We start from the raw sequence: 24,788 nt of genomic DNA on the forward strand, positions 1-24,788 counted from the left end.
GCGAACGGACTGCGAAAGCAGTGATTTCCGCTCCGTGAGCTGTGCATATAAAATAATAGCGGCGAAAGGAAACAGGTATGCAAGTGATAAAATCCTTTTTTATAGCAGTATCCATTTATTCTAAAATTCCTGTTCCCCAATTTGAATGGAAAGAAGATGACATGAAATATGTTTTTTGTTTTTTCCCATGGATAGGGGCACTGATTGGCGGTAGCATTTATTTCTGGAATTATTCATGCGGCGTTTACCATATAGGGGTTGGGTGCAGGACAGTGATAGGGATGGCTATTCCGATTTTTATTACGGGTGGATTTCATGTAGATGGATTTATGGACACGATGGATGCGATACATTCTTATAGCCCAAAGGAGAGAAAGCTGGAAATATTAAAGGATTCCCATATTGGCGCTTTTGCAGTCATTATGCTCGCTGCTTATGGATTGGTTCTTTTTGGTACATTTTCGGAAGTAGAAAGTGATGCACTGTTAAAGATTGTATGCTGTGGCTTTTTCCTGTCGCGCTGTTTGTGCGGTATTAGTGCCGTTTCCTTTCCACTCGCAAAAAAAGATGGTATGCTTTATACTTTCGCAGACAGTTCCCATAAAAAGGTTGTGAAAGGCTCATTATCTTTGCAGAGCGCGCTATGTGTTGGCTTGATGTGTTTCCAGTCTTTTCCCGCAGGCTTGATTGTAGCAGCGGCGGCTGTCTTAACGCTGGTTTATTATTATTATCGCAGCAGGAAGGAATTTGGGGGAGTGACCGGCGATACGGCTGGGTTTTTTGTACTTTTTTGTGAAGGATGTATTGTAGTAGTTGCAGCATTTATTGATGTTTTTGTCTTAAAGTAGTTTATATGTAGACAGGAGTAAATATGAAATTAGTAATAGGCGGAACTGCGCAGGGAAAATTGGAATATGTACTTCTGAAATATGATGTGCAAAAAAATATGGTGTGGGATGGTGTTTTGCCAAATGATAGGAAATTAAATAAGAACATTGTGATTATCAACCACTTTCATCAGTGGGTTAAGAGCCGTATGGTGAGCGGGGGATGTCCGGAAGATGAAATTATGTCATTTTTGGACTGCAATGAGGATTGTATTATTATATGTGATGAGATTGGAAACGGGATTGTTCCAATAGATCCGTTTGAGAGAGAATACAGGGAACGTACAGGAAGGATTCTTGTGCAGCTTGCAATGAGAGCAGAGGAGGTAGAGCGCATCATATGCGGGATTGGACAGAAAATCAAATAATGCTGGCATTCATCCGGCATGGTGTAACGCAGGCAAACAAAGAACGAAGATATCTGGGAAAAACAGACGAATCCCTTTCAGAAGAAGGGATAGAAATATTGGAATCTTTTAAAATGCGGAAACTTTATCCTGATGTGGAGTACCTGTTTACCAGTCCCATGAAAAGATGTACGGAAACTGCTAAAATTATTTATCCCACATTATGCCCGATTATTATTCCAGAATGGGAAGAAATAAATTTCGGACGGTTTGAATATAGAAATTATGAAGAATTAAAGGATAATGCAGAATATCAGGAGTGGCTTCGCAGCGGAGGCACACTGGATTTTCCAGAGGGAGAAAGCAGAAAAGATTTTATCCTGCGTTGTAAAGGCGGCTTTATAAGAATGTGTCATGAATTGAGTCATGTTTTAGCACAAAAGGCAGCCCCCTGCGGGGATACCTCTATGCTATTCGGCAGGAATAGGGTTAAGAAGCCCGCTTTGGCAGGAATGATTGTTCATGGGGGAACGATTATGTCATTGCTGAGTTTGTATGGCGGAAAAGATTATTTTGACTGTCAGGTGTCAAATGGCAGGGGTTATGTATGCAGACTGACGGGAGTGAATGGCAGGACAACACAGGAAGATGATCTACAGATAAAGGTGGTAGCGGAAATATGAGGCATTGGATAAATTATCACATGATAGCCTTTTTCATGGGATTTCTTTTGGATTTGGTTTTAGGTGATCCTTATTATTTGCCGCATCCAATCCGTTTGATTGGAAAACTGATAGAAGGAGCCGAAAAAGTACTTCGTGGAATGGGGATAAGAGGGAAAGATAGTAAGGAAGATAGTAATGGGAGAGCGTTTCGACAGGGAATAGGACTTGTGCTTATTGTGATTATCAGCGTGGTAGCAGTTACTTTTTTTCTGCTGTTTATGGCAAATTGGCTTCATCCGGTTCTGGGAGTGGTGGTGGAGTGTATTATGACTTATCAGATACTTGCAGTAAAATGTCTGAAGGTAGAGAGTATGAAAGTCTATCAATGTCTGAAAAATGGCAATCTGGAGCAGGCAAGGAAAGCTGTTTCCATGATTGTAGGCAGAGATACGAAACATCTGGACGAAGAGGGTGTTGCAAAAGCAGCGATAGAAACGGTGGCAGAGAACACCTCTGACGGAGTGATTGCACCAATGCTGTATCTGGCAGTTGGCGGTCCGGTACTTGGATTTTTATATAAAGCGGTAAATACAATGGATTCCATGATTGGATATAAAAATGAAAAGTACCTGTATTTCGGAAGATCAGCAGCAAAGCTGGATGATTTTGTGAATTTTTTTCCGGCAAGAATCAGTGCCTGTCTTATGATTACTGCATCTTTTTTGGCAGGCAGACAATTTTCGGGAAAAGGTGCATGGACGATTTATAAAAGGGATCGCAAAAAACATACAAGTCCAAATTCAGGTCAGACTGAGGCGATATGCGCCGGTGCGCTTTCTATACAGCTTGCAGGAGATGCCAGTTATTTTGGAAAGACAGTAAAGAAACCGCATATAGGCGATGCGGTACGAGGGGTAGAATATGAGGATATAAAACGGGCGAATCATTTAATGTACATTACTGCATGGCTGTGTGAGGTGTTATGTCTACTGGTAATGTACGCAATAGTAATGAGCAGTGCGCATCCGTAATCTGAAAAAATGGCAGCTTGCTGACAATTTTTTCAGAATGCGGATGCATAGGGCGAATGCCTGCGAACTGTGTACTGCGGAATATGTGGAATAGATGATGAAAGGAGCAAGGATGAGCATTCATGGAGGAGATATTTACAGGAATCATGTGGATATTGATTTTTCAATTAATGTAAATCCGCTTGGTACACCGGAATGTGTAAAAACAGCACTTCATAAGGCGGTTGAGATGTGTGGGGAATATCCTGATATGGAAGCGGAAAGATTAAGAGAGGCGATCAGTACATTTCTTGGAGTGCCAAAGGAATATTTGATATTCGGAAATGGGGCATCAGAACTTTTTATGGCGATTGTTCATGGGATAAAACCGGGGAAGGTCGTGATACCAGTGCCTTCCTTTTATGGATATGAATATGCGGCAAAGTCAGTGGATGGCGAAATTATTTATTATGAGATGAATCAGGAAAATAACTTTTGTTTGGAAGAGAAGATGAAGCGTATCTTGACAGAAGATGTGGATCTTCTTTTCCTTGCCAATCCAAATAATCCGATTGGAAATCTTTTAGACAGAGAGCTGGTGAAAGAGTTGCTCTTGTATTGTGAGAATAAAGGGATTTATGTGGTAGTAGACGAATGCTTTATTGAATTTTGTGGAAATCAGCTTTCTTTATTGTCTGAGATAGAGGAATATGATCATCTGATTATTGTAAGGACTTTCACAAAAATCTTTACAATTCCGGGAGTGCGTTTAGGGTATCTGGTGTGTAAAAATAATGTGGTACATACAAAAATAGCCGGACAACTTCCTGAATGGAATCTTTCCTGTTTTGCGCAGGAAGCGGGATGTATCTGTGCTAAGCAGGCAGAGTTTATTGAGAAAACAAAAATTTATATTGAAGAAGAACGACAGTTTATGGAAAAAGAACTTATGCAAATAGGATTGAGGACATTTCCGTCTGTGTCGAATTTTATCACGATATACAGTGATAAACCCTTATATGAGAAGTTGCTGAAAAGGGGAATTTTAATCAGGGATTGCAGTAATTTTAGGGGATTAGGAAAAGGATTTTACCGTATTGCAGTAAAGAACAGAAACCAAAATAAGATTTTACTGGAAAACTTATAGCAAATGGGAGATGGAACATGGAACATTCTAAAATAGAATATCTGCCGCCGGAGGAAATTGAAAAGCGGAGCTTTGAGATCATTACAGAAGAACTTTTAAAGAGAAATATCAGTCTCCCCAAAGAAGAGGAGTTAATTACAAAGCGGGTAATACATACCAGCGCGGACTTTGATTATGCCGAAACGCTTTGTTATTCCCAAGGAGCAGTGGAAATCTTGAAAGAGTTGATAAAAAACGGAGCTGATATCGTAACAGATACCAATATGGCATTGGCAGGAATCAATAAAAAGGTGCTTGCAAAGTTTGGTGGGGAGGCGCATTGCTTTATGGCAAATGAACATATAGCGCTTTTGGCAAAGCAAAGAAATATGACACGGGCAGCGGTCAGCATGGAAAAAGCGGCAACGATTGAAAAACCAGTTATTTTTACAATCGGCAATGCACCAACTGCTCTGATAAAGCTGTATGAAATGATGGAAAAAATGGATTGGAAGCCAGCCTTTATTATTGGCGTTCCGGTGGGATTTGTCAATGTGGAAGCGGCAAAAGAACTTATATTAAAAACAAATATTCCATACATCATTAACAGAGGACGAAAAGGTGGAAGTAATATCGCTGCGGCAATTTGTAATGCCGCATTGTATCAACTTTAAGAAGGGAAGATAGAAGTGCGATATGGTTTTACGACCGGAAGCTGTGCGGCTGCGGCTTCAAAAGCCGCAGCTTATATGCTGCTGACAGGATTAAAAAAGACGGAAATTACAATAGAAACGCCAAAAGGGATTCCGTATAGGGCAAATATTTTGGACATCATGCGTAGCGAAAACGAGGTGCGATGCGCTGTAGAAAAGGACGGCGGGGATGATCCGGATATTACAACAGGTACATGGATTTGTGCGAAAGTTTCGTATGCAGAAGAAAGTGTGAAGGAACAAATTATCATTGAAGGCGGAATAGGTGTGGGGAGAGTGACAAAACCGGGACTTGACCAGCCTGTAGGCAACGCGGCAATCAATCGTGTTCCGAGGGAGATGATAAAAAAAGAAGTATTAGAAGTTTGCAGACTGGCAGATTATAAAGGCAGCCTTCGGATTGAGATTTCAGTGCCGGAAGGTGAAAAGCTGTGCGAACGTACTTTTAATCCAAGACTTGGCATTGTTGACGGTATTTCCATATTAGGGACGAGTGGCATTGTGGAGCCTATGAGCAGTCAGGCACTTATTGATACCATTCGGATAGAATTGCGTCAAAGAAGGGTTTTAGGATATGATTATGTTGCCGTTTCGCCGGGAAATTATGGTTTGGAGTTTATTAGGAAAACATATGGATATGATTTGGACAAAAGTGTGAAATGCAGCAATTTTATCGGTGCAACCATTGATATGGCAGTGGAAATGGGATTTCAGAAAATGCTTCTGACAGGTCATATAGGCAAACTGATTAAGGTTGCAGGTGGAATTATGAATACCCATTCCAAAGAAGCAGATTGCAGGATGGAGCTTCTTGCGGCATTTTCCGTAAAGGAGCAGATAGAACCTTTACAGGTAAGAAGAATATTGGAATGCGTGACAACGGAAGAAGCAGTTTCTATTATAGAGGAAAGCGGGAAATTACAGCAGGTCATGGAGCAGATTGCAAAGCGTATCTGCTATTATATGGAAAACCGCGCCGGAGGAAAAATGAAAACAGATTGTATTCTGTTTTCCAGTGAATATGGAGAACTGGCAAAAAGTAAGGGAGCAGAGGAATGGTTTATTTTGTTGGGGCGGGAACAGGCGCGGTAGATTTGATAACAGTCAGGGGAATGCGCTTATTAGAACAGGCAGATGTGATTATATATGCAGGTTCTTTGGTGAATCCAGAACTGCTTATTTATGCAAGAAAAGACTGCGAGATACATAACAGTGCGAAACTAACATTAGAAGAAGTAATACAAATTATCGTTGGTGCAGAAAAAGAGGGGAAAACAACTGTCCGTTTGCATACGGGAGAGCCGAGTATCTATGGAGCGGTCAGGGAGCAGATGGATGAGTTGGATACACTGGGCATTTCTTATGAGAGCTGTCCGGGGGTAAGCGCCTGTTTTGGCGCAGCGGCGTCCTTGAATCTTGAATATACGCTGCCGGGAATCTCACAATCCCTGATTATTACAAGAATGGAAGGCAGAACGAAGGTGCCGGACAGGGAAAGTATTGAGAGCTTTGCAGCACATAAGGCATCTATGGCAATTTATTTAAGTGCCGGAATGATTCGGGAATTAAGCAGACGGCTAATGAATGGCGGGTATAAGGGGACAACACCGGCAGCGCTTATTTATAAGGCAACCTGGGCTGAGGAGGAGGCTTACCTGTGTACGATTGAGACATTATATGATGTATCCGTAGAGCATAGGATTACGAAAACAGCCTTGATATTGGTCGGAGATGCAATCGCGCGTCAGTATTACAGAAAATCAAGGTTATATGCGCCGGATTTTTCGACCGAATACCGGGAGGCAAAACGAAAAGAATGAGATTAAGTATAATTAGCTTTACAGAAAATGGAAAACAACTTTCGGAAAGTATTGTAAAATTGTTGGAGAGGGAGTTAGAAATCAGGTTATATACAAAATGTGAGGCAGGTATAAAGGATGATCTTTATTCAGATATCTTATTTGTAAAAACATCTGTTGGAGATTGGGCAAAGGAACAGATTCAGGAGCAAAACGCCTTGTTGTTTATAGGCGCCTGCGGAATTGCAGTCAGGGCAGTAGCACCGCATCTTACGGATAAACTGCATGATGCACCAGTGCTTGTAATGGATGAAAAAGGGAAATATGTCATTCCGATTTTATCAGGACATATGGGCGGTGCAAATGATCTTGCAAACCATATAGCAAAGAAAACAGGGGCAGTACCGGTGATCACTACGGCAACAGATCTGAATAAAAAATTTGCTGTGGATTTGTTTGCAAAAAGAAATAGCCTGTATATTACAAATAAAGATGGGATTGTCAAAGTATCATCAAAGATATTAGCCGGAAAAGAAATTACGATGTCCATAGAAGCGGGGCACGAAATCATCGGGGGAGAGTCGGGTATACGGTTCGTTCCATATCCGCCTGCGGGAGTTGTTGATGTTGTCGTAACTTCAAAAGATGATATGTTTGATACTTCTCTTTTGTTGAAACAGCGGGAGTATGTCATAGGAATTGGCTGTAAAAAGGGGAAAAAAGCAGATGAAATTGATGATTTTATCTTAAAAGCAATAAAGAAAAAGGGAATTTCTATAATGCAGATTTTCGCGCTGTCTTCGATTTCGCAAAAGCAAAATGAACAGGGAATTATTGAATGGTGTCGAACAGAAGGGATTCCATTTTTTACATATACAGCAGAAGAATTGCAGGAAGTAACTGGAACTTTTACAAAGTCTGTGTTTGTCAAGAATCAGGTTGGCGTTGATAATGTTTGTGAAAGGGCAGCAGTGAAAGCCTGTGGAGAAGGTGGAAAACTAATATGTCCAAAAGTTGCGGAAAATGGGATGACAATCGCGATTGCAAGGAGAGAATGGAAGGTATGTTTTGATGGCAAATAGAATTTATATTGTAGGAATGGGACCGGGAAGGGAAGAAATGATGACAGGAGAAGCATTGAATGTGTTAGATCAGTCAGATGTGATCGTTGGTTACACATTATATCTAAAGCTGCTTGGCGGGCGTTTTCAGGGGAAAGAAATGTTATCCACACCGATGCGTCAGGAGGAGGAACGGTGCAGGCAGTGTTTTGAGGAAGCTGAAAAAGGGAAAAAAGTAGCCCTTGTATGCAGCGGTGATGCAGGAATTTATGGGATGGCGTCTTTGATGTATGAGATTGGGAAAGGCTATCCGGAAATAGAACTTTACGTTATCGCAGGGATTACTGCGGCGAGCAGCGGTGCGGCAGTTCTGGGAGCACCACTGAACCATGATTTCTGCGTTATAAGTCTGAGTGATCTGCTGACACCGTGGGATGCGATTGAAAAAAGGTTACATGCAGCCGCAGAAGGTGATTTTGTCATTGTACTGTATAATCCGTCCAGCCATAAAAGAAAGAATTATCTGATGAGGGCATGTGAAATTTTACTGTGCAGCATGGAGGGAGAACGAGTTTGCGGATATGTTGAAAATATAGGAAGAGACGGAACGAAAGTGGAAATCTGTACCTTAAAGGAGTTAAGGGACAGGGAGGTCAATATGTTTACGACGGTATTTATTGGAAGTTCCGGCTCGGAGAACATAAATGGGAAATTTGTCACAAGGAGAGGCTATAAGATTGAAAAAAATATTGATATTTGCGGGGACAACTGAAGGAAGAAAATTATCGGAATATCTTGCAGAGGCTGAAATAAATCATACAATCTGTGTGGCAACGGAGTATGGCGCAATTGTTTTAAGACAGCATCCCCTTGTAAAAGTACATCAGGGAAGAATGAATCAAGAACAGATAGAAAGATTTTTGGACGATGGAAAATATGGTGTTGTGGTAGATGCAACACATCCTTTCGCCAAAGAAATTACCTGTAATATAAAGGCAGCATTGAAAGAAATGGGACAGGGAGGAACAATAATTCCTTATTTAAGATTGAAAAGAAACGGCATTGAGGAAAAGGAAAACGACGTTACTTATTTTGAAACAAACGAAGAATGTGTAAAAGCGCTGGAAGATACGGAGGGTAATATTCTTTTGACTACCGGAAGTAAGGAATTGTACAAATATTGTATTTCAGAAGGAATAAAGCATAGATTGTATGTAAGGGTACTTCCAAGTGTGGAAAGTCTTTCTCTTTGTACGGAGCAGGGTATTTGCGGAAAACAGGTTATTGCAATGCAGGGACCTTTTACTACAGAGATGAATGAGGCTATCATTCGCCAATATGAAATATCTTATCTTGTAACGAAGGAAAGCGGTGTGCCCGGAGGTTATCAGGAAAAAGTGAGCGCTGCAAAAAAAACAGGGACAAAGGTATTTGTAATAGGCTGTCCTGAACAGGGCGAAGGATATTCTTTCCCTGAAATATGCCAGAAACTTAAAGATATGGGAGGAAAGAACTTCCAGACGAAAAACCCAAAAAAAGGAAATATGGAAATACCCTGTGGGTATCCCTCTATGTCCCAAAAACAGGACATATCTTTTGAGATTATCCTGGCAGGCATTGGCATGGGACATAGAAACGGTCTGACGGGGGAAGCAGCGAGGGCAATCGAGGAAGCAGACATTTTATTAGGGGCGGAGAGAATGATTATGACGGTCTGCTCTAAAGCAGAAAAATATCCCTTTTATCAGGCAGAACAGATTATCCCTTATCTGCATGACATGCAGAGCGGAAATACATTTACGGGAAATAAAAAAGTTGTGGTTCTTTTTTCGGGGGACAGCGGATTTTACAGCGGATGCCAGCTTCTAAATGAGGCGCTGAAAAAGGAAATCACAGAAGGACGCCTGAATGCATCCCTGCGTATTCTTCCGGGTATTTCGTCCGTAGCTTATCTGGCTTCATGCATTGGAGAGAGCTATCAGGACGCGGCTGTCTACAGCACACATGGGAAAAAATTATGCAACCTTGTACGGCGGATTAAAAGCAGTCCGAAAACATTTCTGATTATGTCCGGAGTAAAAGATATAAACGAGTTGGGAGAACGACTGACAAATGCCGGGATGCAGAAATGCGAAATCATTACAGGATATCAGTTATCCTATGAAGAACAGCGGGTGGAGAAGCATACGCCAGTAGAATGTATGGAATTGAAGGATGAGGGCTTATATACATGTTTTGTCAGAAATCCATATGCGATGCAAAGAAGGCTGACACATGGTATCGCAGATGGACAGTTTATCAGAGACAAGGTTCCCATGACAAAAGAAGAAATCCGGGAGATCAGTATTTGTAAGCTGCGATTAAGGGACGGGGCGGTTGTCTATGATATTGGCAGCGGCACGGGTTCTGTCGCAATAGAAATAGCGGGCATTTCTGACGATATACAGGTGTACGCGGTGGAGCAGAAGCATGAAGCTGTATCCTTGATAGAAAAGAATAAGGAAAAGTTTGAGCTGCAGAATGTAACCGTGGTAGAGGGGGAGGCGACGGAAGGACTTTCCCGGCTGCCAATGGCGACACACGCATTCATAGGAGGAAGCGGTGGCAGATTAAAGGAAATACTGGTGTCGCTCCGACAAATTAATCCAAATATGAGGGTTGTGGTAAATGCTGTCAGTATGGAAACAATTTGTGAAATAAGAGAGATTTTATCTATGGATGATATTATAAAAGAAGATATTGTGCAATTACAAGTAAGCAGGGCAAAAAAAGCAGGAAATTATCATTTGATGCAGTCTGAGAATCCGGTTTGGATTTGTGCATTTGATTTCTGTGGCAAAGAGCTTGAAAGAAAGGCGTGATATTTGCATGAAAATAAAAAGAGTTATGATTGCAGCTCCTAAAAGTGGAAGCGGAAAAACAGTAGTCACCTGCGCCTTGCTTCAGGTATTAAAGGATTACGGCTTGAATGTGGCTGCGTATAAATGCGGACCGGATTATATTGATCCGATGTTTCATGAGAAGATAATAGATGTTCCGGCAAAAAATCTGGATACATTTTTTACAGATGAAGAAAAGACAAGGAAACTTTTTCAAAAAAGTGCAATGAAAATGGACTTTGCAGTTTTTGAGGGTGCTATGGGACTATATGACGGGGGAGGCGGAGTTAAGAAAGAAGGTTCTTCTTATCATCTTGCAGAAGTGACAAAAACACCGATTGTGCTTGTTGTTGATGTGAAGGGGATGGGACGCTCCATTATACCATTAATAGCAGGGTTTCTTAATTATGATAAAAAACATCTAATACAAGGTATCATACTGAACAGGATGTCAAAAGGATATTATGAAACATTAAAGGCATTGATTGAGGAAGAACTGCAAATAAGGTTACTTGGATTTTTGCCGGAAAAGGAGGAACTGCATATTGAGAGTAGGCACTTGGGACTTTTTCTGCCAGATGAAGTGAATCATATAAAAGAGAAATTACAGGCGGTTTCTGAATTATTTTTACAGACAGTTTCCGTAGAGCGTATCAAAGAAATAGCAGAAAGCGCGGAAGAACTGGAATCTGAAGAAATAGCGATAAAAGAAACCAGAATCGAAAGCTATGGGGATATTGGTCATGTGAAAGCAGTTAGTGACAGCCGTCCAACGATAGCAGTGGCAAAAGATGAAGCCTTCTGCTTCTATTATGCTGATAATATCCACTTGCTGGAGGAATATGGGGCAAATATAACATATTTTTCTCCGCTGCGGGATGAAAAACTGCCGGAAGGATGCCATGCCCTGTTAATTGGCGGCGGATATCCGGAATTGTATGCGGAACAGCTTAGCGCAAATACGAGAATGCGTGAGGCAGTCAGGAGTGCGGTTGAAAATGAAATGCCAGTCGTGGCAGAATGCGGCGGTTTTATGTATTTACATTCTTCTTTGAAAGATAAAGAAGGGTTTTCTTATGATATGGCGGGAGTTATTCCAGCAGCCTGCTATCATACCGGGAAACTGGTTCGTTTCGGTTACATAGAACTTCGGGAAAAGCAAAAGCACTTCCTGTTAAACGGCGGGGGAATAAAAGGACATGAATTTCATTATTACGACAGCACCTGTAATGGGGCGGACGTAATAGCAGTTAAGCCGGTGACCGGAAAAGAATATGCCTGCATTATAGAAAATAAAACGCAGTGGATAGGATTTCCGCATTTATATTATCCGTCAAATCCTGCATTTGCAAGGGCATTTATTGATAAGGCAAGGGTATATCAAGTAATGATATAGGAAAGGAAGTTTGGAAAAGTGAGTATGGAAAATTCATATCGATTTTTTGAGAACAGGAACTGTAAGTATTTTCCCTGTCATAAGGGATTGGAAAACTTAAATTGCCTGTTTTGCTATTGCCCGCTATATTTAAGGGATAATTGTCCGGGGAATCCTGCATATATAGAAAAGGATGGGAGAAAGATAAAAGTCTGCACAAACTGTACCTTTCCCCATCATCCTGAAAATTATGATGCGGTAATTCAGATATTGAAAAGGTAAGAGCGCATTATGATAACAGAGTATGGGAATGTACGAAAGCGCGTAAAGAAAAGTAATAGTAGATTGTCAGACAATCGAAGGTGTATCGTGATGAAGTGAGAGCTTTTAAACGATGCACCTTTTTAGATTCAATTCTGAGGGAGTGTATACTTGGTTGTCCAGATTTCAGGGAAGGACGGCAATACGGATTTATGATTGTGTTTGGTATTTGGAGTGAAGGTAACAGGATTTTGCTAAAAATTTACAAACACACTTGACAATATCTCTCTGAATTGAACCTGAATCCGTGAACTTCGTTTAAAGTAATACTTTGGCATGCTTCTAAAATTCAATATCTTGATATATATCGGCTAAGATATGGTGCTCACCGAATAGGTGGATAATTATTGCCTTTTTTCCGCTGTCGGTGTATAATGATATCATCATCTTATACACACGGAGGCCAACTAAAATGAGCATGAAAGAACATGTTATGTTTGCATATAACACCATAAAGTATACATTCAGCAATTCCAGGATTACACCCTATGGCGGTCTGCTGATTCCAGGACAGATGTTAAAAGCTGTTGATTTTGACACGAAAATTGACAAATATTCTTCGCCATCCAAGGAATATAAGAACAGTGATGTACTAAAGGCCATGCTTATCGGTATACTCTGTGGGAACGCTGACTTCGAATCCATCCATGAAACCGATGATGACCCTGAGTTTTTCTGCAATGCTTTCCATATGCGCCATATCCCATCGGAGCCAACCATGCGGCAGCGTATGGACGAAATCGGCGCCAGTATGCAGGGTGCGCTGCGTCAGATCAATGTGGATCTGTTCAAAAAGTTTGGCGTGGAACCGTCTGCATTGGAAAATGGCTATATACCAATCGACATCGACGTGAGCCCTTTCCTTGATGAGAAATGCAATAAGGAAGGCATTTCGAGAACTTATAAAAAGAAGGATGGCTATGCGCCTATCTTCGCCTACATTGGGACAGAAGGATACCTTATTGCATGCGAACTACGGGAGGGAAAACAGCACTGCCAGAAAGGGACACCAAACTTTCTGGTCGAAGTATTAAAACTTGCCCGTCAGATTACGGACAAACCACTCTTGATTCGTCTCGACTCCGGAAACGATTCTGCGGATAATATCGGCATTTTCATGGAAGAGTGTTTCCGGGGGGACAGGGTGCATTTCATCATTAAGCGCAACATCCGCAAGGAGAATCCGCAGGAGTGGCTGGACAAAGTAGGCGGTGTATGCACAAATGTAAAGTCTTCACGGGAAGGGAAAAAGGAATACATTGGGCAGACATTCCGGGACGTATCTTATAATGTACCTGATGCCAGTTCAAAATCCGGCCATAGCAGGAAGACCGTTGGAATCCGAACCATTTACGATATAACAGAGCGTGCCTGTGACCATGATGGGCAGTACTATATCAGCCCTAAAATTGACTGTGATATATACTCCGTCAATGTAGACTTTTCGGACGAAGACATCATAGAGCTTTACCATAAACATGGAGAAATGGAACAGTACCACAGCGAAATCAAGACGGACTTATGTGCAGAGCAGTTTCCATCTGGAAAGTTCGAAACAAACGAACTTGTCCTGGAACTGATCCAGCTGGCCTACAATCTCCTGCGGATGATTGGACAGGCATCACTTAGGATCAGCGATATCCCCATGAAAAGACCCGTAAACCGCCGGAGGCTACGCACGGTAGTTGAACGGATCATCATGACCCCCGGGGTTGTGACAAAGCATGCAAGGCAGGTGAGACTTGATCTGGGGCGGAGTAATCCCTGGAGGAACGCAGCTTCACAAATAAGCAGGATATTCCAAGCTGCAAAATAAACGAAAGATATCCTACATTTTCCTTGCCATTGGAATGGTTCAATGAGCCTTAGTTAAGGTATGGCAATTTTAGAGAAATTTTACCTAAGTGGCTGGATAGTAGTTTGATTCAAAGTGTATGATTATCGAAAACAATATTTTATTGGCATGAAATTGGTACAAAGAGTGCCTCATATTTCTTAATTTACCGATTTCATTTTATTTTTAGGTTAGGTTCACGGATTCAGGTTGAAGTTAACTAATTTGACAAAAGAATTTAAAGATATAACTGCCGTGAGGAATATATCTTATACGATGAGCACGGGTGTCTATGGACTGTTAGGAGTCAACGGGGCGGGGAAGACCACGCTTATGCGTATGCTGTGCACCTTATTGAAGCCGTCGGGGCAGATTCTTTGACCGAAGAAGACGCCGCGGATTTTTACAGAAACAGAACAAGGCTTCTGCGGGAATGGCTGGAAGGAGAAGCGAAGGATCAATTTACCGATGAAGAAAAAGAATAGTAATGCTTACCATGTTGATCCTGGGCTATCTTGTGGCTGGAATTTTTTCCAATGAATTTGCATGGAGATCGGACGCCGTCTTATTTTCAAGTTTCTATGGCAGGAATAAGGTGGTAACATCCAAGATCAAGGCTGGATTTTGTGTTGTGACTGCGGTGTATTCGGCGGTTTTCATAATATATACAGGAATTGTGCTTCTGTATCTGGGTGCGGACGGATGGAACCTTCCGATTCAGTCAAGCTGGATTTCGTGGAAATGTTTTTATAATATCACGAATCTGCAGAAGTATCTTTTTATCATAGCTGCCTGATCAATTGCTGCAGGCAGGGGAAGCGCTTAATTATTTTAATCTGTATTCGGTGGGAGGAAGGATCACCGGAGAACTGCCGGTCATACTCATTTTATATACGATTCTGACGATCGTGATCCTGCCTGTCCAGTATCAAACATACCGGCGTATGCAAATAGGATGATCGAGAGAATTTGCATTGAGCAGATGCGGGAAACATGATAAAATAAGTACATTATAAAGCAATGTTAACAACTTAGTAGTGGCATGATATCACAATAGGATTAAGCTATTAAACCAATAATAGCAGATGATAGAAATGATTAAAATACACTGAAAAAAGGGCAGACTTTCCCCTTGGTTGCTATCAGCTGTTTTTTTAGATATGGCGTTTGTATTGTAGAATATAAAGAAACTGGCACCACCACCTTTCTTAAATGGTATTAGTGTGTAGTCTTGTTATTGTAATGATGTTTGACTTTTCTTGGAGTTGTACGTAGATTTGATTCCCCGCTGCCCTTTTTGTCACACACCCGGTGAGATACGGCAAAATCAAATATACAGCGGATGATGCCATACTTTTCTGTGTCTGTATCAGCATCCATATATTCTCCTATATGACGGCTCAGGTATCCGACAAGCTCATTCATGTTTGTCATATATTTGTTCTGATTCCCTTTCTGGTTTATGGTGCTGTCAACAATGCCGTCCGTCTCCCGCTTTATGGCAAGAGCCAGGTTTGCAAGCAATACCGATATCCAGAATTCCTGGAGAACGGAGTTCTCGGAATAGCCCCGGAAATTAGTGAGCCCGATCTTTTCTTTGACAAGCTTATAATTCTCCTCCACCGGCCATCTAAGGAAGTAACACTGGCGGAACAGTTCTTTGGCAAGGTCAAAATCATTTGTGATCAGCGTTTCCACCGTCCCACTTGGGAGGTAAAATTTAAGGATGCGTACTTTCCTGCCATCAAGGAAAAAGATATAGTCACTGATTCCATTTCGATCCGCCGGTACAGGGAGTGCATCAATATCCGTGTTAAATTTAGTCCTTAACCGGAAGAGATATCCGGCATGTAAGGTGTCTTCGATAAAAGAAAATAAATTTTTTGAAGCATATCCCCTATCGAAGACAAATATGGTGTATAATAGATTCGTCCGTGCTTTGCTTTTTATATTTTGCATATGCCTTATGGCAAGGGTACGTTCACCGACGCTCATGGGTTCGAGCTGTGCATCAAGGATGCGGTGATTCAGTACATCAAAAGCAACACTGGCAATGGCAGTGGGAGAGTTTTGGCCTCTCCCTATGCTGCCGTATTTATCAAGAAGAGTCTTACGGTTAGGAAGAGGTATTTTAGAGCCGTCAACAGCAATGATCTGCCGTCCCCATACACCCATGAAACGTGAATGGAAATCCAGGGAATCCCTGCTGCAAAGGAAGTCAAGTACACGTTCGAAGCATTCTTTGAAAATAGAGTGATCAATGCCGGAACGGGCCTTGCTGAAAGCCTGTTGGGAACATTTCACAGTATCAGAGATTGGAATTCCTGATATATGCCGCAATTCGGTAAAGAATTCATCCAGTGATGAAGAAATAGTTTTCTTGGAATTTCTTAATAACAGTTTGATCAATGTCCAATAGGGAAGTTTCCCGCAATTGCGTGTAAAAGCCCCTTTTCTGTTTCTGGCCCGTTCAAGGACATGTGGATCAAGTAATGTGTTACAGATAATATCGACTAAGATTTGAATTAAATTCATACGATGCAGCCCCCTTAAAAAAGTAATATAAACAAGGGCTGCGCCGCATTTTTTGGAGCTTATGTCAATAGTAAATATGCTGATTTTTATGGGCGAATTTTGTGCAATATTTTAATCGTATTAGTGGTTATAAATAAAGAAAGGCACAGGGAATCCCGTGCCAATTAAAAGAAACACTATATGTTGTAGTTGCTTGAGTTAGGTTGTTAACATTGCATTATAAAGGTCAATCGAATACGAGGAGGATTGCTATGATCAAACCGAGAAAATTAAATAAGGGAGACAGAATCGCCATTGTCAGCTTATCCTGGGGAGGTCTGGGCGATCCGGCTACAATCCATAAGTACCGCATTGCGAAAGGACGGCTGGAACATGACTTTGGATTGGAAGTGACCTGTATGCCCCATGCGTTAAGCGGGAGTGAGTTTGTAGCGGAGAACCCAGGGCTTCGGGCGCAGGATTTGATGGATGCATTCAGGGATCCGTCTATATCCGCTGTGTTCAGTGCGATTGGAGGGGATGATTCTATCCGGATCCTGCCGTATGTGGATCTGGATGTGATCAGAGATAATCCTAAGATTTTTATGGGGTATTCCGACACGACCATCAGCCATCTTATCATGCACAAAGCCGGTTTGTGCTCCTTCTATGGACCGTCGGTCATGTGTGAATTCGGGGAGTATGTCAAGATGTTCGATTACACCAGGAGAGCGGTGGAGGACATTTTATTCGGGACGTGGGAAGAATATGATCTGCTTCCCAGCCCGGAATGGACGGACGACTATATCACATGGCAGGAAAGCAATATCCATGTTTCCCATAAGATGAAAAAGGACACGCATGGATACGAAGTACTGAATGGGAGCGGTACGGCGAGAGGCCGTCTGCTGGGCGGCTGTATCGATGTATTTATGATGGCGGTGGGGACCTCTGTGTGGCCTGCTTTGGACGAATGGAAGGATGCGATCCTGTTCTTTGAGACGAGCGAAGAGAAGCCTTCTCCAGAGTACATCGTGTATATGCTGAGAAATCTGGCCGCACAGGGAATCCTTAATGTGATCAACGGGATCATAGTAGGGAAGCCTAAGGATGAAGCCTATTATGAAGAGTACAAGGAGGCAATCCTTAGGGTGGTTCTTTTGGAAGAACATCTGGACGGTCTGCCTGTTATCTATAATGTCAATATCGGACACGCGAAGCCGATCGGAATCCTTCCTTATGGAATCGAGACAGAGTTGGATTGTGATAACAAGCGTATCCGTTTTTTAGAATCACCTACGGTTTGAGTTTTTATTTTGAAAGGAGACGGAAGATGGCGGAGATTATCGTAATGGGAGAGATGCTTGTTGAGATCATGCGCGAACAGGAGAACGAGGAGCTATATGAACCGGGAGTATTTAGGGGACCGTTTCCAAGCGGCGCCCCGGCAATATTTATTGACACGGCGGCGAGATTAGGGTGCAGTACAGCGATTATCGGAGGCGTTGGGAAGGATGACTTCGGGAAGAATATCCTGGACCGGCTTAGGAAGGATGGAGTTGACTGCAGCCATGTGTTAGAGAGCACGGAGAGGTCGACGGGAGTTGCGTTCGTCACATATTATTCGGACGGCTCCAGAAAATTCATATTCCATATGGGGAATACGCCGGCGGTGGAGGCGAAAGCGCCTCTTGAAGATGATTTTGACAATGTAAAATATATGCATATTATGGGATGTTCGCTGATGGCCGACAGCATGTTTGCGCAGGAGATCTTAAAAACTATGCGTATGATGAGGAGAAAGGGGACGAAGATCTCCTTTGATCCGAATATAAGGGAAGAGCTGCTTACCGATCAGAGCGTGAATGACGTGATCCGAGAGGTGATGGAGAACACCAGCGTATTCATGCCTGGCGTAAGTGAACTTCTTAAGATTACCGGCGCCGTATCGGTTGATGAAGCGGTTGAGAAGTGTTTTGCGTATGAAGCCATGGAGGTTATTGCCTTGAAGAACGGCTCGAAGGGCAGCAGGATCTATACGAGGGATGAAGCGGCAGAGATAGGTGCCTATCCGGTTGAGCAGGTAGATGCGACAGGCGCCGGGGATTGTTTTGACGGAGCGTTTATTGCCGGGCTGGTACAGGGGAAGGGTCTTAAGGAGGCGGCGCGGATGGGCGCGGCGGCAGGCGCGCTGAATGCGGCGGCTTTCGGGCCGATGGAAGGCCGGATCAGCGCAGACAGTGTGAGGGCAATGATTAAATAACGATGATCGGATACCGGTCTTGCCTTTTATGCAGGACTGGTATTTTTGCTTGATATTTTCCCGAAGTTAGAGGATAATAGAGATAGAAAGATATTGATATTTCGCAGAGTGTTGTGACAGGAGGTTCAAATGGAACGCAGAGACAAAACCAATTATTATCTGGATCTTGCGGAGATGGTTTCTCAGAGATGTACCTGCTTAAGGCGTCATTACGGGGCGGTGATCGTGAAGAATGACGAGGTCATATCCACAGGGTATGTAGGAGCGCCCCGCGGACGGAAGAATTGTACGGATATCGGAGAATGTGTCCGCAAGAAGATGGGGGTGCCGAGAGGAGAGCGCTATGAGCTGTGCCGGAGCGTACATGCCGAGGCGAATGCGATCATCAGCGCTTCCAGAGACAAGATGATCGGGAGTTCCATGTATCTGACAGGGATAGAGGTGGATACCGGGAATTATATTGAGAATGCCAATAGCTGCTCTATGTGTAAGAGGCTGATCATCAACGCCGGTATTAAGAAGGTGTATATCCGTGATACCAAAGAGGACTACCATGTGATCCTTGTAAGCGACTGGGTAGAGAATGATGAATCGATCGAAGGAGTATTCGGGTATTAATTCCTGTAAGTAAGGAGAACGGATATGTTTCAACAGGGGTTGATGTCCAGGCAGTTTTGTCAGGCTTTTTGGGAGTAAAGCTATCTGAAAAGGATGAGAATAAGGCCGAAGCTGTCATGCAGCCGGCTGTGAAGAAAGGTGGAGACCAAGCTTAATATGAGTATATTTACGAAAGGGTCAGAAGAGGAACCACAATGTAAGAATGAGAATGTGCAGGAGACGGGCAGGTTAAAGCGGGTATTAAAAGAATGCTTTCATATGGTCGTGATCCCGGTTGCGCTCGCGTTATTCTGCGGCAAGGTGCTGATCGTCAATGCGAATATCCCGTCCGGTTCTATGGAGAATACGATCCATCCCGGGGACCGGGTGATCGGGTCACGTCTGGCTTATCTGAGTCAGGATCCGCAGCGGTCGGATATCATTATATTCAAGTTTCCCGATGATGAATCGCAGGTATTCATCAAGCGGATTATCGGACTTCCGGGCGAGGAGATCCAGATCGTGGCCGGAGCGGTCTATATAGACGGAGCGCAGGTGCCCCTTAAGGAGGAGTATCTCAAGGAGATCCCTCAGGGGAGTTTTGGTCCCTATGTGGTTCCGGAGGATTCTTATTTTGTGATGGGCGATAATCGGAATAATTCCCATGACTCCAGGTTTTGGAAGAATCATTTTGTGGCAAGGGATGAGATTCTGGCGAAGGCCTGGTTCCAGTATTTTCCGAAGATCGGGCTGGTAGATTAGTACAATTGAACAATATGCAGAGAGGAAGAAGGAAGTGAAATATATTCGGAGAATATGCTGCGGTTTTCTTATATTTCTTGCAGCTAATATACCATTGCTCAAGTATTTGCTGATATCGAAGGATATTATAATTCCGAAGTTTGGGGGCATTATTTTAATGCTCCTTTTGGTTGTGGGAGTAATTGTGATCAATATTGTTCCGGCGCTTTCTAACCGGAGGATTCCGGGGAAGAGACTTAAGATCTGCGCGGACGGGTGCGAGCTTCTGATTTATTTCCTGATATCGATAAGCGCATCCGTGCTGTGTCTGTTAGCCGCGCTGCCGCTATTGTTTCAGGGAAATAAGATGACATGGTTTGGGAATCTGGCTTGTATGGTTCTTGTGGAAGCGCTTGTCTTCTGGAGCGGGATCATCCGTGTCTATCTTACGTCTGCTCAGATCGGGGTTAAATGGCGGGCGATCGGAATTATATGCGGCTGGATTCCGGCCGTGCATCTGGCCGTCCTTGTGAAGATCATCCGCATGGCGTCGGACGAGTGGGAATTCGAGAGCGGGAAGATCATGCAGGCTCAGGAGCGGAAGGACGAACAGCTATGCCGGACCAGATATCCGATTCTGATGGTGCATGGAGTGTTCTTCCGGGATTTTAAATATTTTAACTACTGGGGGCGGATTCCGCAGGAATTGGAGAAGCACGGCGCCGTGATCTATTATGGAAACCATCAGTCGGCGGCCTCTGTTGCGGACAGCGGGAAGGAACTTGCCGGCCGTATCAGGCAGATCGTCGATGAGACCGGCTGTGAGAAGGTCAATATTATCGCGCACTCGAAGGGCGGGCTTGATTCACGATACGCGGTAAGCTGCCTTGGAATGGATCAGTATGTCGCGTCTCTTACTACCGTCAATACGCCGCACAGAGGATGTATCTTCGCGGATTATCTTCTGAATAAGATTCCCGCGGCGGCGAAGGATAAGGTGGCGGAGGGATATAACTCGGCGCTTAAGGTATTGGGAGACGAGACGCCGGATTTTACGGCGGCGGTGACAGATCTTACGGCTTCTGCCTGTCAGGAATTTAACCGGAAGGTGCCGGACTGCCCCGGAATCTATTATCAGAGTGTGGGATCGAAGCTCAATACGGCGTCGGGCGGACGTTTTCCGCTTAATTTTTCTCATCAGCTTGTGAAATATTTTGACGGGCCGAATGACGGCCTGGTGGCGGAGAGTTCATTTCCATGGGGAGAGGATTATACATTCCTTACAACCAGCGGAAGGCGGGGGATCTCTCACGGTGATATGATCGATCTGAACAGGGAGAATATTAAGGATTTTGATGTGAGAGAATATTATGTGGGCCTGGTGAACGGTCTGAAGGAGAGAGGAGTTTGATCGTACATAACCTTTTTAGCTCTGTTATCATATTATTTAATGTAAGGTATTTTTGTTAAGGAGGATTATGGATGGAAGGCCAGTTAGTATGGAAAGACGAATACAACATTGGTATTGACATCATAGATAAGGAGCACGAGAGGTTATTTAAGATCATCAACAAATTATTCAGATTCACCGACGAAAAAAGTAAGAGCCAATGGGCGTGCCAGGAGGGGATCAAATTCTTCAAGGATCACGCGGCGAAGCATTTTACCGAGGAAGAAGGATATATGGAAGCCGTCGGTTATGAGAGGCTTGCGGCACACAGGCACATTCATCAAGAATTCCGTGAGAGGACGCTTCCGGCTCTTGAAGCGGAATTGGAACAGACGGACTACAGCGCGGATGCGGTAGGTCATTTCCTTGGAGTCTGCGCCGGATGGCTGATCGGGCATACGCTGATGGAGGACCGGGCGATCGCGGGAAAGAGCAGGAGCAGGTGGATGGAGCTTCTATCTGAGAAGGAACAGGAGGAGATGAAGGAAGTTATTCTTCAGTTGATGTATGATCTGTTCCGTCTGGAGGCATCCGTGATCAGCGAGACGTACGGCGGAGAGAGATTCGGTAAGGGGATATACCACCGTCTGGTTTACGGTACGGATCAGGAGGAAGAGAAGTGGGAGATATTTTTGGTATTTGAAGAAAAGCTTTTGCTTAATACGGTTGGAAAAGCTATGGGAATCAAGACGAATAAGCTTAACACGATCTTAATGAATGCGGCCAGGTATACGGCGCGCCAGTTTGCGGGGTGCGTTAAGGAGCATCTGCCGGATATGGAGGGATATGAGTTAAAAGAAGAGAATCTTCTTACTTATGAGGAATTTCAGGATGTATTCGAGCATGAAAAGCTGCAGGTGAGCCTTTTGTTCGATACGGGAGAGGGGTATTTCGCGTACTGCGTGCTCGCAAGGCGTTCGATGAAAAAAGCAGGCGCCGCACCGATCGGTTCGGATAACGCGCTCGCCGAGGTTGAGAAATACCTGATGAAGAGAGAGGATCATCTGAAGAAGGAAAGCCGTCTGAAGAAGAAGGTGCTTGTGGTGGATGATTCTATTACGATAAGGCAGGGGATCAGGAAGCTTCTGGCGGACGATTATGACGTGGCTCTTGCCCCGTCCGGCACGGCCGCGATCCGGTGTGTGATCCTGGATAGGCCGGACCTGGTTCTGCTGGATTATGAGATGCCGGTCTGCGACGGGCAGCAGGTATTGGAAATGCTCCGCTCGGAAGAGGCGCTGGCGGATATCCCGATCATATTTCTGACCGGCAAGACGGATCCTGAGACTGTCAGGAGATTGGTGGCTTTGAAACCGGACGGGTATCTGGTCAAATGTTTGAAGCCTTCGCAGATCAAACAGAAGATAGACGATTATTTTGAAAGGGACAGAAGCCCGATGAGGTGATAGTATGGCGACAATACTGATAGCGGAAGATGAGAAAGAGATGAGGGAGATTCTAGCGGATTGCATGAGACGAGGCGGTCATGCCTGTGTCACCGCAGAAGACGGGATAGAGGCGGTCATGGCGCTTAAGAATCATGCGGTGGATCTGGCGATCCTGGATATTATGATGCCGCATTTGGACGGTTTCTCCGTATGCAGGATCGCAAGGGAGATGAATTCCGTACCGATTCTGTTTCTGACTGCGAAAAGTGATGAGAACGATAAGCTGAAAGGGTATGAATATGGTGCAGATGATTATATGACGAAGCCTTTCAGCCCTAAGATATTGCTTGCAAAGGTGAACGCGCTGCTTCGGCGAGCGGGGAACATCCCGCAGGATGCTTTGCAGGCAGGGACTCTTATCTTATACCCTTCTTCGCGTCAGGTTACGGTAAATGGTATGGAAGCGGAGCTTACCCACAAGGAATTTGAGATGCTGCGGCTGTTTATGCAGAATAAAAATCAGGTATTTTCCCGCGAACAGCTATTGAACCGTGTCTGGGGCTACGACTATGAGGGGAATACGCGCACGGTTGATACCCATATTAAGACGCTGCGGCAGAAGCTGGGGAGCGAGGGGCATCATATCGTAACGCTGATCCGCTCTGGTTATAAATTCGAGGAATAAGGTATGAAGAGAAGAAAATTATATGATTTTGGAACGATACGCAGTAAGACGATGGTGCTGTCCAAATTGGCGGGCGGCGCCATCGTGCTGTTTTATCTTGTAACGGAGGAGCTGCCTGTCGGCCGGGAACTTAGCTTTTGGATATGGTTCGTACTGTTGATCGCCGTGGTCATGACTGTGGATTACCTGTTGGGAAAGCTGATATCAAAGCCGCTTGGCAGGATCAACGACACGGCGGGACAGATGGCGAGGCTGGATCATACGGCGCATTGCGATGTCAATACGAGAGACGAGTTCGGCGAACTGTCGAGGAGCCTGAATACTATGTTTTCGAACCTTCAGAATGCGCTGCAAAAGCTTGAAGAGGCCAATGCCAGGCTTGAAAATGATGTGGAGCAGGAGAGAATTCTGCTTGAACAGCGAAAGGAACTGACAGACAGCCTTTCCCATGAGATGAAGACTCCGCTGGGGCTCATCCGGGCTTACGCGGAAGGGCTGAATGAGGAAACGGACCAGGAGAAGAGACAACGGTATATAGACTCAATCTTAAATGCGACGGAACGCATGGATCACATCATTGTCTCGCTTCTGGATCTGTCGGCATTGGAATCCGGGGCTTCAAAGCTTTCTGAGGAACGGTTTGAATTCATAGAACTTGTGGAGACGGCAGCAGGGCGTCTGATTCTTGACGCGCCCGAATCGGATTACAGATTTTACTATGAGCTTCCGGACGAGAAGGTATTTGTGACGGCGGACAGACAGAGGATGGAGCAGGTATTGACCAATCTGATCGGAAATGCGAAGAAATACGTCCTGAGAGGAGGAGAGATCAGGCTGGCGGTGAACCTTGACAGGGATGAACTGAGATTTTCGGTTTATAATGACTGTGCGTCTATTAGTGACCAGGATATTTCGAAAATATGGAGGAAGTTCTACCGCTGTCCTGACAATAAATGTGAAGGGTCCGGGCTTGGGCTTGCGATCGTTGACTGGATCTTGTCCAAGTACCAGGTCGATTATGGCGTGCGCAATGTGGATAAGGGGGTTGAGTTTTTCTTCCGGTTTCCGATCCTGTTATAAGAATGGCAGGTTTCACTGGAGTTCACCAGATTTCACATCAATTTCACATGAAC

25 protein-coding genes and 1 pseudogene are annotated in these 24,788 nt (G+C 44.0%); 25 read left to right on the plus strand and 1 reads right to left on the minus strand.

Annotated features, from left to right (window positions below; translation table 11 throughout):
- Positions 1–77 precede the first annotated feature (77 nt).
- The 17 genes and pseudogenes from VSQ62_RS12530 (at position 78) to VSQ62_RS12610 (ending at position 14,976) form a co-directional block, all read left to right on the plus strand.
- Complete coding sequence (locus VSQ62_RS12530) at positions 78–848, plus strand: adenosylcobinamide-GDP ribazoletransferase (RefSeq protein WP_334635231.1); 771 nt, start codon at positions 78–80, stop codon at positions 846–848.
- 23 nt (positions 849–871) lie between these two features.
- The gene (locus VSQ62_RS12535) at positions 872–1,255 is read left to right on the plus strand and encodes a bifunctional adenosylcobinamide kinase/adenosylcobinamide-phosphate guanylyltransferase (RefSeq protein WP_172498375.1); all 384 of its coding nucleotides are present in this window, start codon (positions 872–874) and stop codon (positions 1,253–1,255) included.
- A complete protein-coding gene (locus VSQ62_RS12540) occupies positions 1,228–1,917 on the plus strand; it encodes a histidine phosphatase family protein (RefSeq protein ID WP_334635232.1) in 690 nt (229 codons plus the stop codon). The genes VSQ62_RS12535 and VSQ62_RS12540 overlap by 28 nt, the downstream gene beginning before the upstream one ends.
- A complete protein-coding gene (gene cbiB / locus VSQ62_RS12545) occupies positions 1,914–2,930 on the plus strand; it encodes an adenosylcobinamide-phosphate synthase CbiB (RefSeq protein ID WP_172508189.1) in 1,017 nt (338 codons plus the stop codon). Before VSQ62_RS12540 ends, cbiB begins: the two co-directional genes overlap by 4 nt.
- Positions 2,931–3,042: 112 nt before the next feature.
- Entirely contained in the window at positions 3,043–4,056 is a 1,014-nt protein-coding gene (locus VSQ62_RS12550; RefSeq protein ID WP_334635233.1) for a pyridoxal phosphate-dependent aminotransferase, read from the plus strand.
- Between the two features lie 17 nt (positions 4,057–4,073).
- Positions 4,074–4,709: a precorrin-8X methylmutase gene (locus VSQ62_RS12555; protein WP_334635234.1), complete on the plus strand. Its 636-nt coding sequence runs from the start codon at positions 4,074–4,076 to the stop codon at positions 4,707–4,709.
- Positions 4,710–4,724: 15 nt separating this feature from the next.
- On the plus strand, positions 4,725–5,840 hold the full coding sequence (cbiD, locus tag VSQ62_RS12560) for a cobalt-precorrin-5B (C(1))-methyltransferase CbiD (protein ID WP_334635235.1): 1,116 nt from the start codon (positions 4,725–4,727) through the stop codon (positions 5,838–5,840).
- A complete protein-coding gene (cobM, locus tag VSQ62_RS12565; RefSeq protein WP_172508185.1) occupies positions 5,804–6,568 on the plus strand; it encodes a precorrin-4 C(11)-methyltransferase in 765 nt (254 codons plus the stop codon). The genes cbiD and cobM overlap by 37 nt, the downstream gene beginning before the upstream one ends.
- Positions 6,565–7,629, plus strand: coding sequence for a cobalt-precorrin 5A hydrolase (locus tag VSQ62_RS12570; RefSeq protein ID WP_334635236.1), 1,065 nt, complete (start codon positions 6,565–6,567; stop codon positions 7,627–7,629). The genes cobM and VSQ62_RS12570 overlap by 4 nt, the downstream gene beginning before the upstream one ends.
- Complete coding sequence (cobJ, locus tag VSQ62_RS12575) at positions 7,619–8,380, plus strand: precorrin-3B C(17)-methyltransferase (RefSeq protein WP_172507825.1); 762 nt, start codon at positions 7,619–7,621, stop codon at positions 8,378–8,380. Before VSQ62_RS12570 ends, cobJ begins: the two co-directional genes overlap by 11 nt.
- Positions 8,346–10,469: a precorrin-6A reductase gene (gene cobK / locus VSQ62_RS12580; protein ID WP_334635237.1), complete on the plus strand. Its 2,124-nt coding sequence runs from the start codon at positions 8,346–8,348 to the stop codon at positions 10,467–10,469. The genes cobJ and cobK overlap by 35 nt, the downstream gene beginning before the upstream one ends.
- Before the next feature lie 7 nt (positions 10,470–10,476).
- Positions 10,477–11,883 (plus strand): cobyrinic acid a,c-diamide synthase CobB, encoded by a 1,407-nt coding sequence (locus VSQ62_RS12585; protein ID WP_334635238.1) that lies wholly within the window; start codon positions 10,477–10,479, stop codon positions 11,881–11,883.
- A 24-nt stretch (positions 11,884–11,907) separates the two neighbouring features.
- Positions 11,908–12,144: a cysteine-rich small domain-containing protein gene (locus tag VSQ62_RS12590; RefSeq protein ID WP_016281672.1), complete on the plus strand. Its 237-nt coding sequence runs from the start codon at positions 11,908–11,910 to the stop codon at positions 12,142–12,144.
- Between the two features lie 472 nt (positions 12,145–12,616).
- Positions 12,617–13,999, plus strand: coding sequence for an IS1380 family transposase (locus tag VSQ62_RS12595; protein WP_334637649.1), 1,383 nt, complete (start codon positions 12,617–12,619; stop codon positions 13,997–13,999).
- A 243-nt stretch (positions 14,000–14,242) separates the two neighbouring features.
- Positions 14,243–14,383: pseudogene (locus VSQ62_RS12600) on the plus strand (ATP-binding cassette domain-containing protein); the annotation flags it as partial.
- A gap of 121 nt (positions 14,384–14,504) precedes the next feature.
- Positions 14,505–14,813: a hypothetical protein gene (locus VSQ62_RS12605; RefSeq protein ID WP_334635239.1), complete on the plus strand. Its 309-nt coding sequence runs from the start codon at positions 14,505–14,507 to the stop codon at positions 14,811–14,813.
- 4 nt (positions 14,814–14,817) lie between these two features.
- Complete coding sequence (locus tag VSQ62_RS12610; RefSeq protein WP_334635240.1) at positions 14,818–14,976, plus strand: hypothetical protein; 159 nt, start codon at positions 14,818–14,820, stop codon at positions 14,974–14,976.
- A 259-nt stretch (positions 14,977–15,235) separates the two neighbouring features.
- Here VSQ62_RS12610 and VSQ62_RS12615 read toward each other — a convergent pair whose 3' ends face one another.
- Positions 15,236–16,552 carry an IS4 family transposase gene (locus VSQ62_RS12615; protein WP_288091876.1) on the minus strand — a complete coding sequence of 439 codons (1,317 nt, stop codon included), beginning with the start codon at positions 16,550–16,552 and terminating at the stop codon, positions 15,236–15,238.
- A gap of 251 nt (positions 16,553–16,803) precedes the next feature.
- Between VSQ62_RS12615 and VSQ62_RS12620 the strand changes: the two genes are divergently transcribed.
- The 8 genes from VSQ62_RS12620 (at position 16,804) to VSQ62_RS12655 (ending at position 24,735) form a co-directional block, all read left to right on the plus strand.
- Complete coding sequence (locus VSQ62_RS12620) at positions 16,804–17,838, plus strand: S66 family peptidase (protein ID WP_334635241.1); 1,035 nt, start codon at positions 16,804–16,806, stop codon at positions 17,836–17,838.
- A gap of 26 nt (positions 17,839–17,864) precedes the next feature.
- Positions 17,865–18,794 carry a sugar kinase gene (locus tag VSQ62_RS12625; RefSeq protein WP_334635242.1) on the plus strand — a complete coding sequence of 310 codons (930 nt, stop codon included), beginning with the start codon at positions 17,865–17,867 and terminating at the stop codon, positions 18,792–18,794.
- A gap of 129 nt (positions 18,795–18,923) precedes the next feature.
- Positions 18,924–19,412: a deoxycytidylate deaminase gene (locus VSQ62_RS12630; protein ID WP_334635243.1), complete on the plus strand. Its 489-nt coding sequence runs from the start codon at positions 18,924–18,926 to the stop codon at positions 19,410–19,412.
- A 156-nt stretch (positions 19,413–19,568) separates the two neighbouring features.
- Positions 19,569–20,153 (plus strand): signal peptidase I, encoded by a 585-nt coding sequence (lepB, locus tag VSQ62_RS12635; RefSeq protein WP_334635244.1) that lies wholly within the window; start codon positions 19,569–19,571, stop codon positions 20,151–20,153.
- A gap of 34 nt (positions 20,154–20,187) precedes the next feature.
- The gene (locus VSQ62_RS12640; RefSeq protein WP_334635245.1) at positions 20,188–21,543 is read left to right on the plus strand and encodes an esterase/lipase family protein; all 1,356 of its coding nucleotides are present in this window, start codon (positions 20,188–20,190) and stop codon (positions 21,541–21,543) included.
- A gap of 71 nt (positions 21,544–21,614) precedes the next feature.
- Positions 21,615–22,988: a hemerythrin domain-containing protein gene (locus VSQ62_RS12645; RefSeq protein WP_334635246.1), complete on the plus strand. Its 1,374-nt coding sequence runs from the start codon at positions 21,615–21,617 to the stop codon at positions 22,986–22,988.
- Positions 22,989–22,992: 4 nt separating this feature from the next.
- Positions 22,993–23,655, plus strand: coding sequence for a response regulator transcription factor (locus VSQ62_RS12650; protein WP_334635247.1), 663 nt, complete (start codon positions 22,993–22,995; stop codon positions 23,653–23,655).
- Between the two features lie 3 nt (positions 23,656–23,658).
- Positions 23,659–24,735 (plus strand): sensor histidine kinase, encoded by a 1,077-nt coding sequence (locus tag VSQ62_RS12655; RefSeq protein ID WP_334635248.1) that lies wholly within the window; start codon positions 23,659–23,661, stop codon positions 24,733–24,735.
- Positions 24,736–24,788: the final 53 nt, after the last annotated feature.

Origin of the sequence: Sporofaciens sp. JLR.KK001 (assembly GCF_036941055.1) — a bacterium.
Lineage (GTDB): Bacteria > Bacillota > Clostridia > Lachnospirales > Lachnospiraceae > Sporofaciens.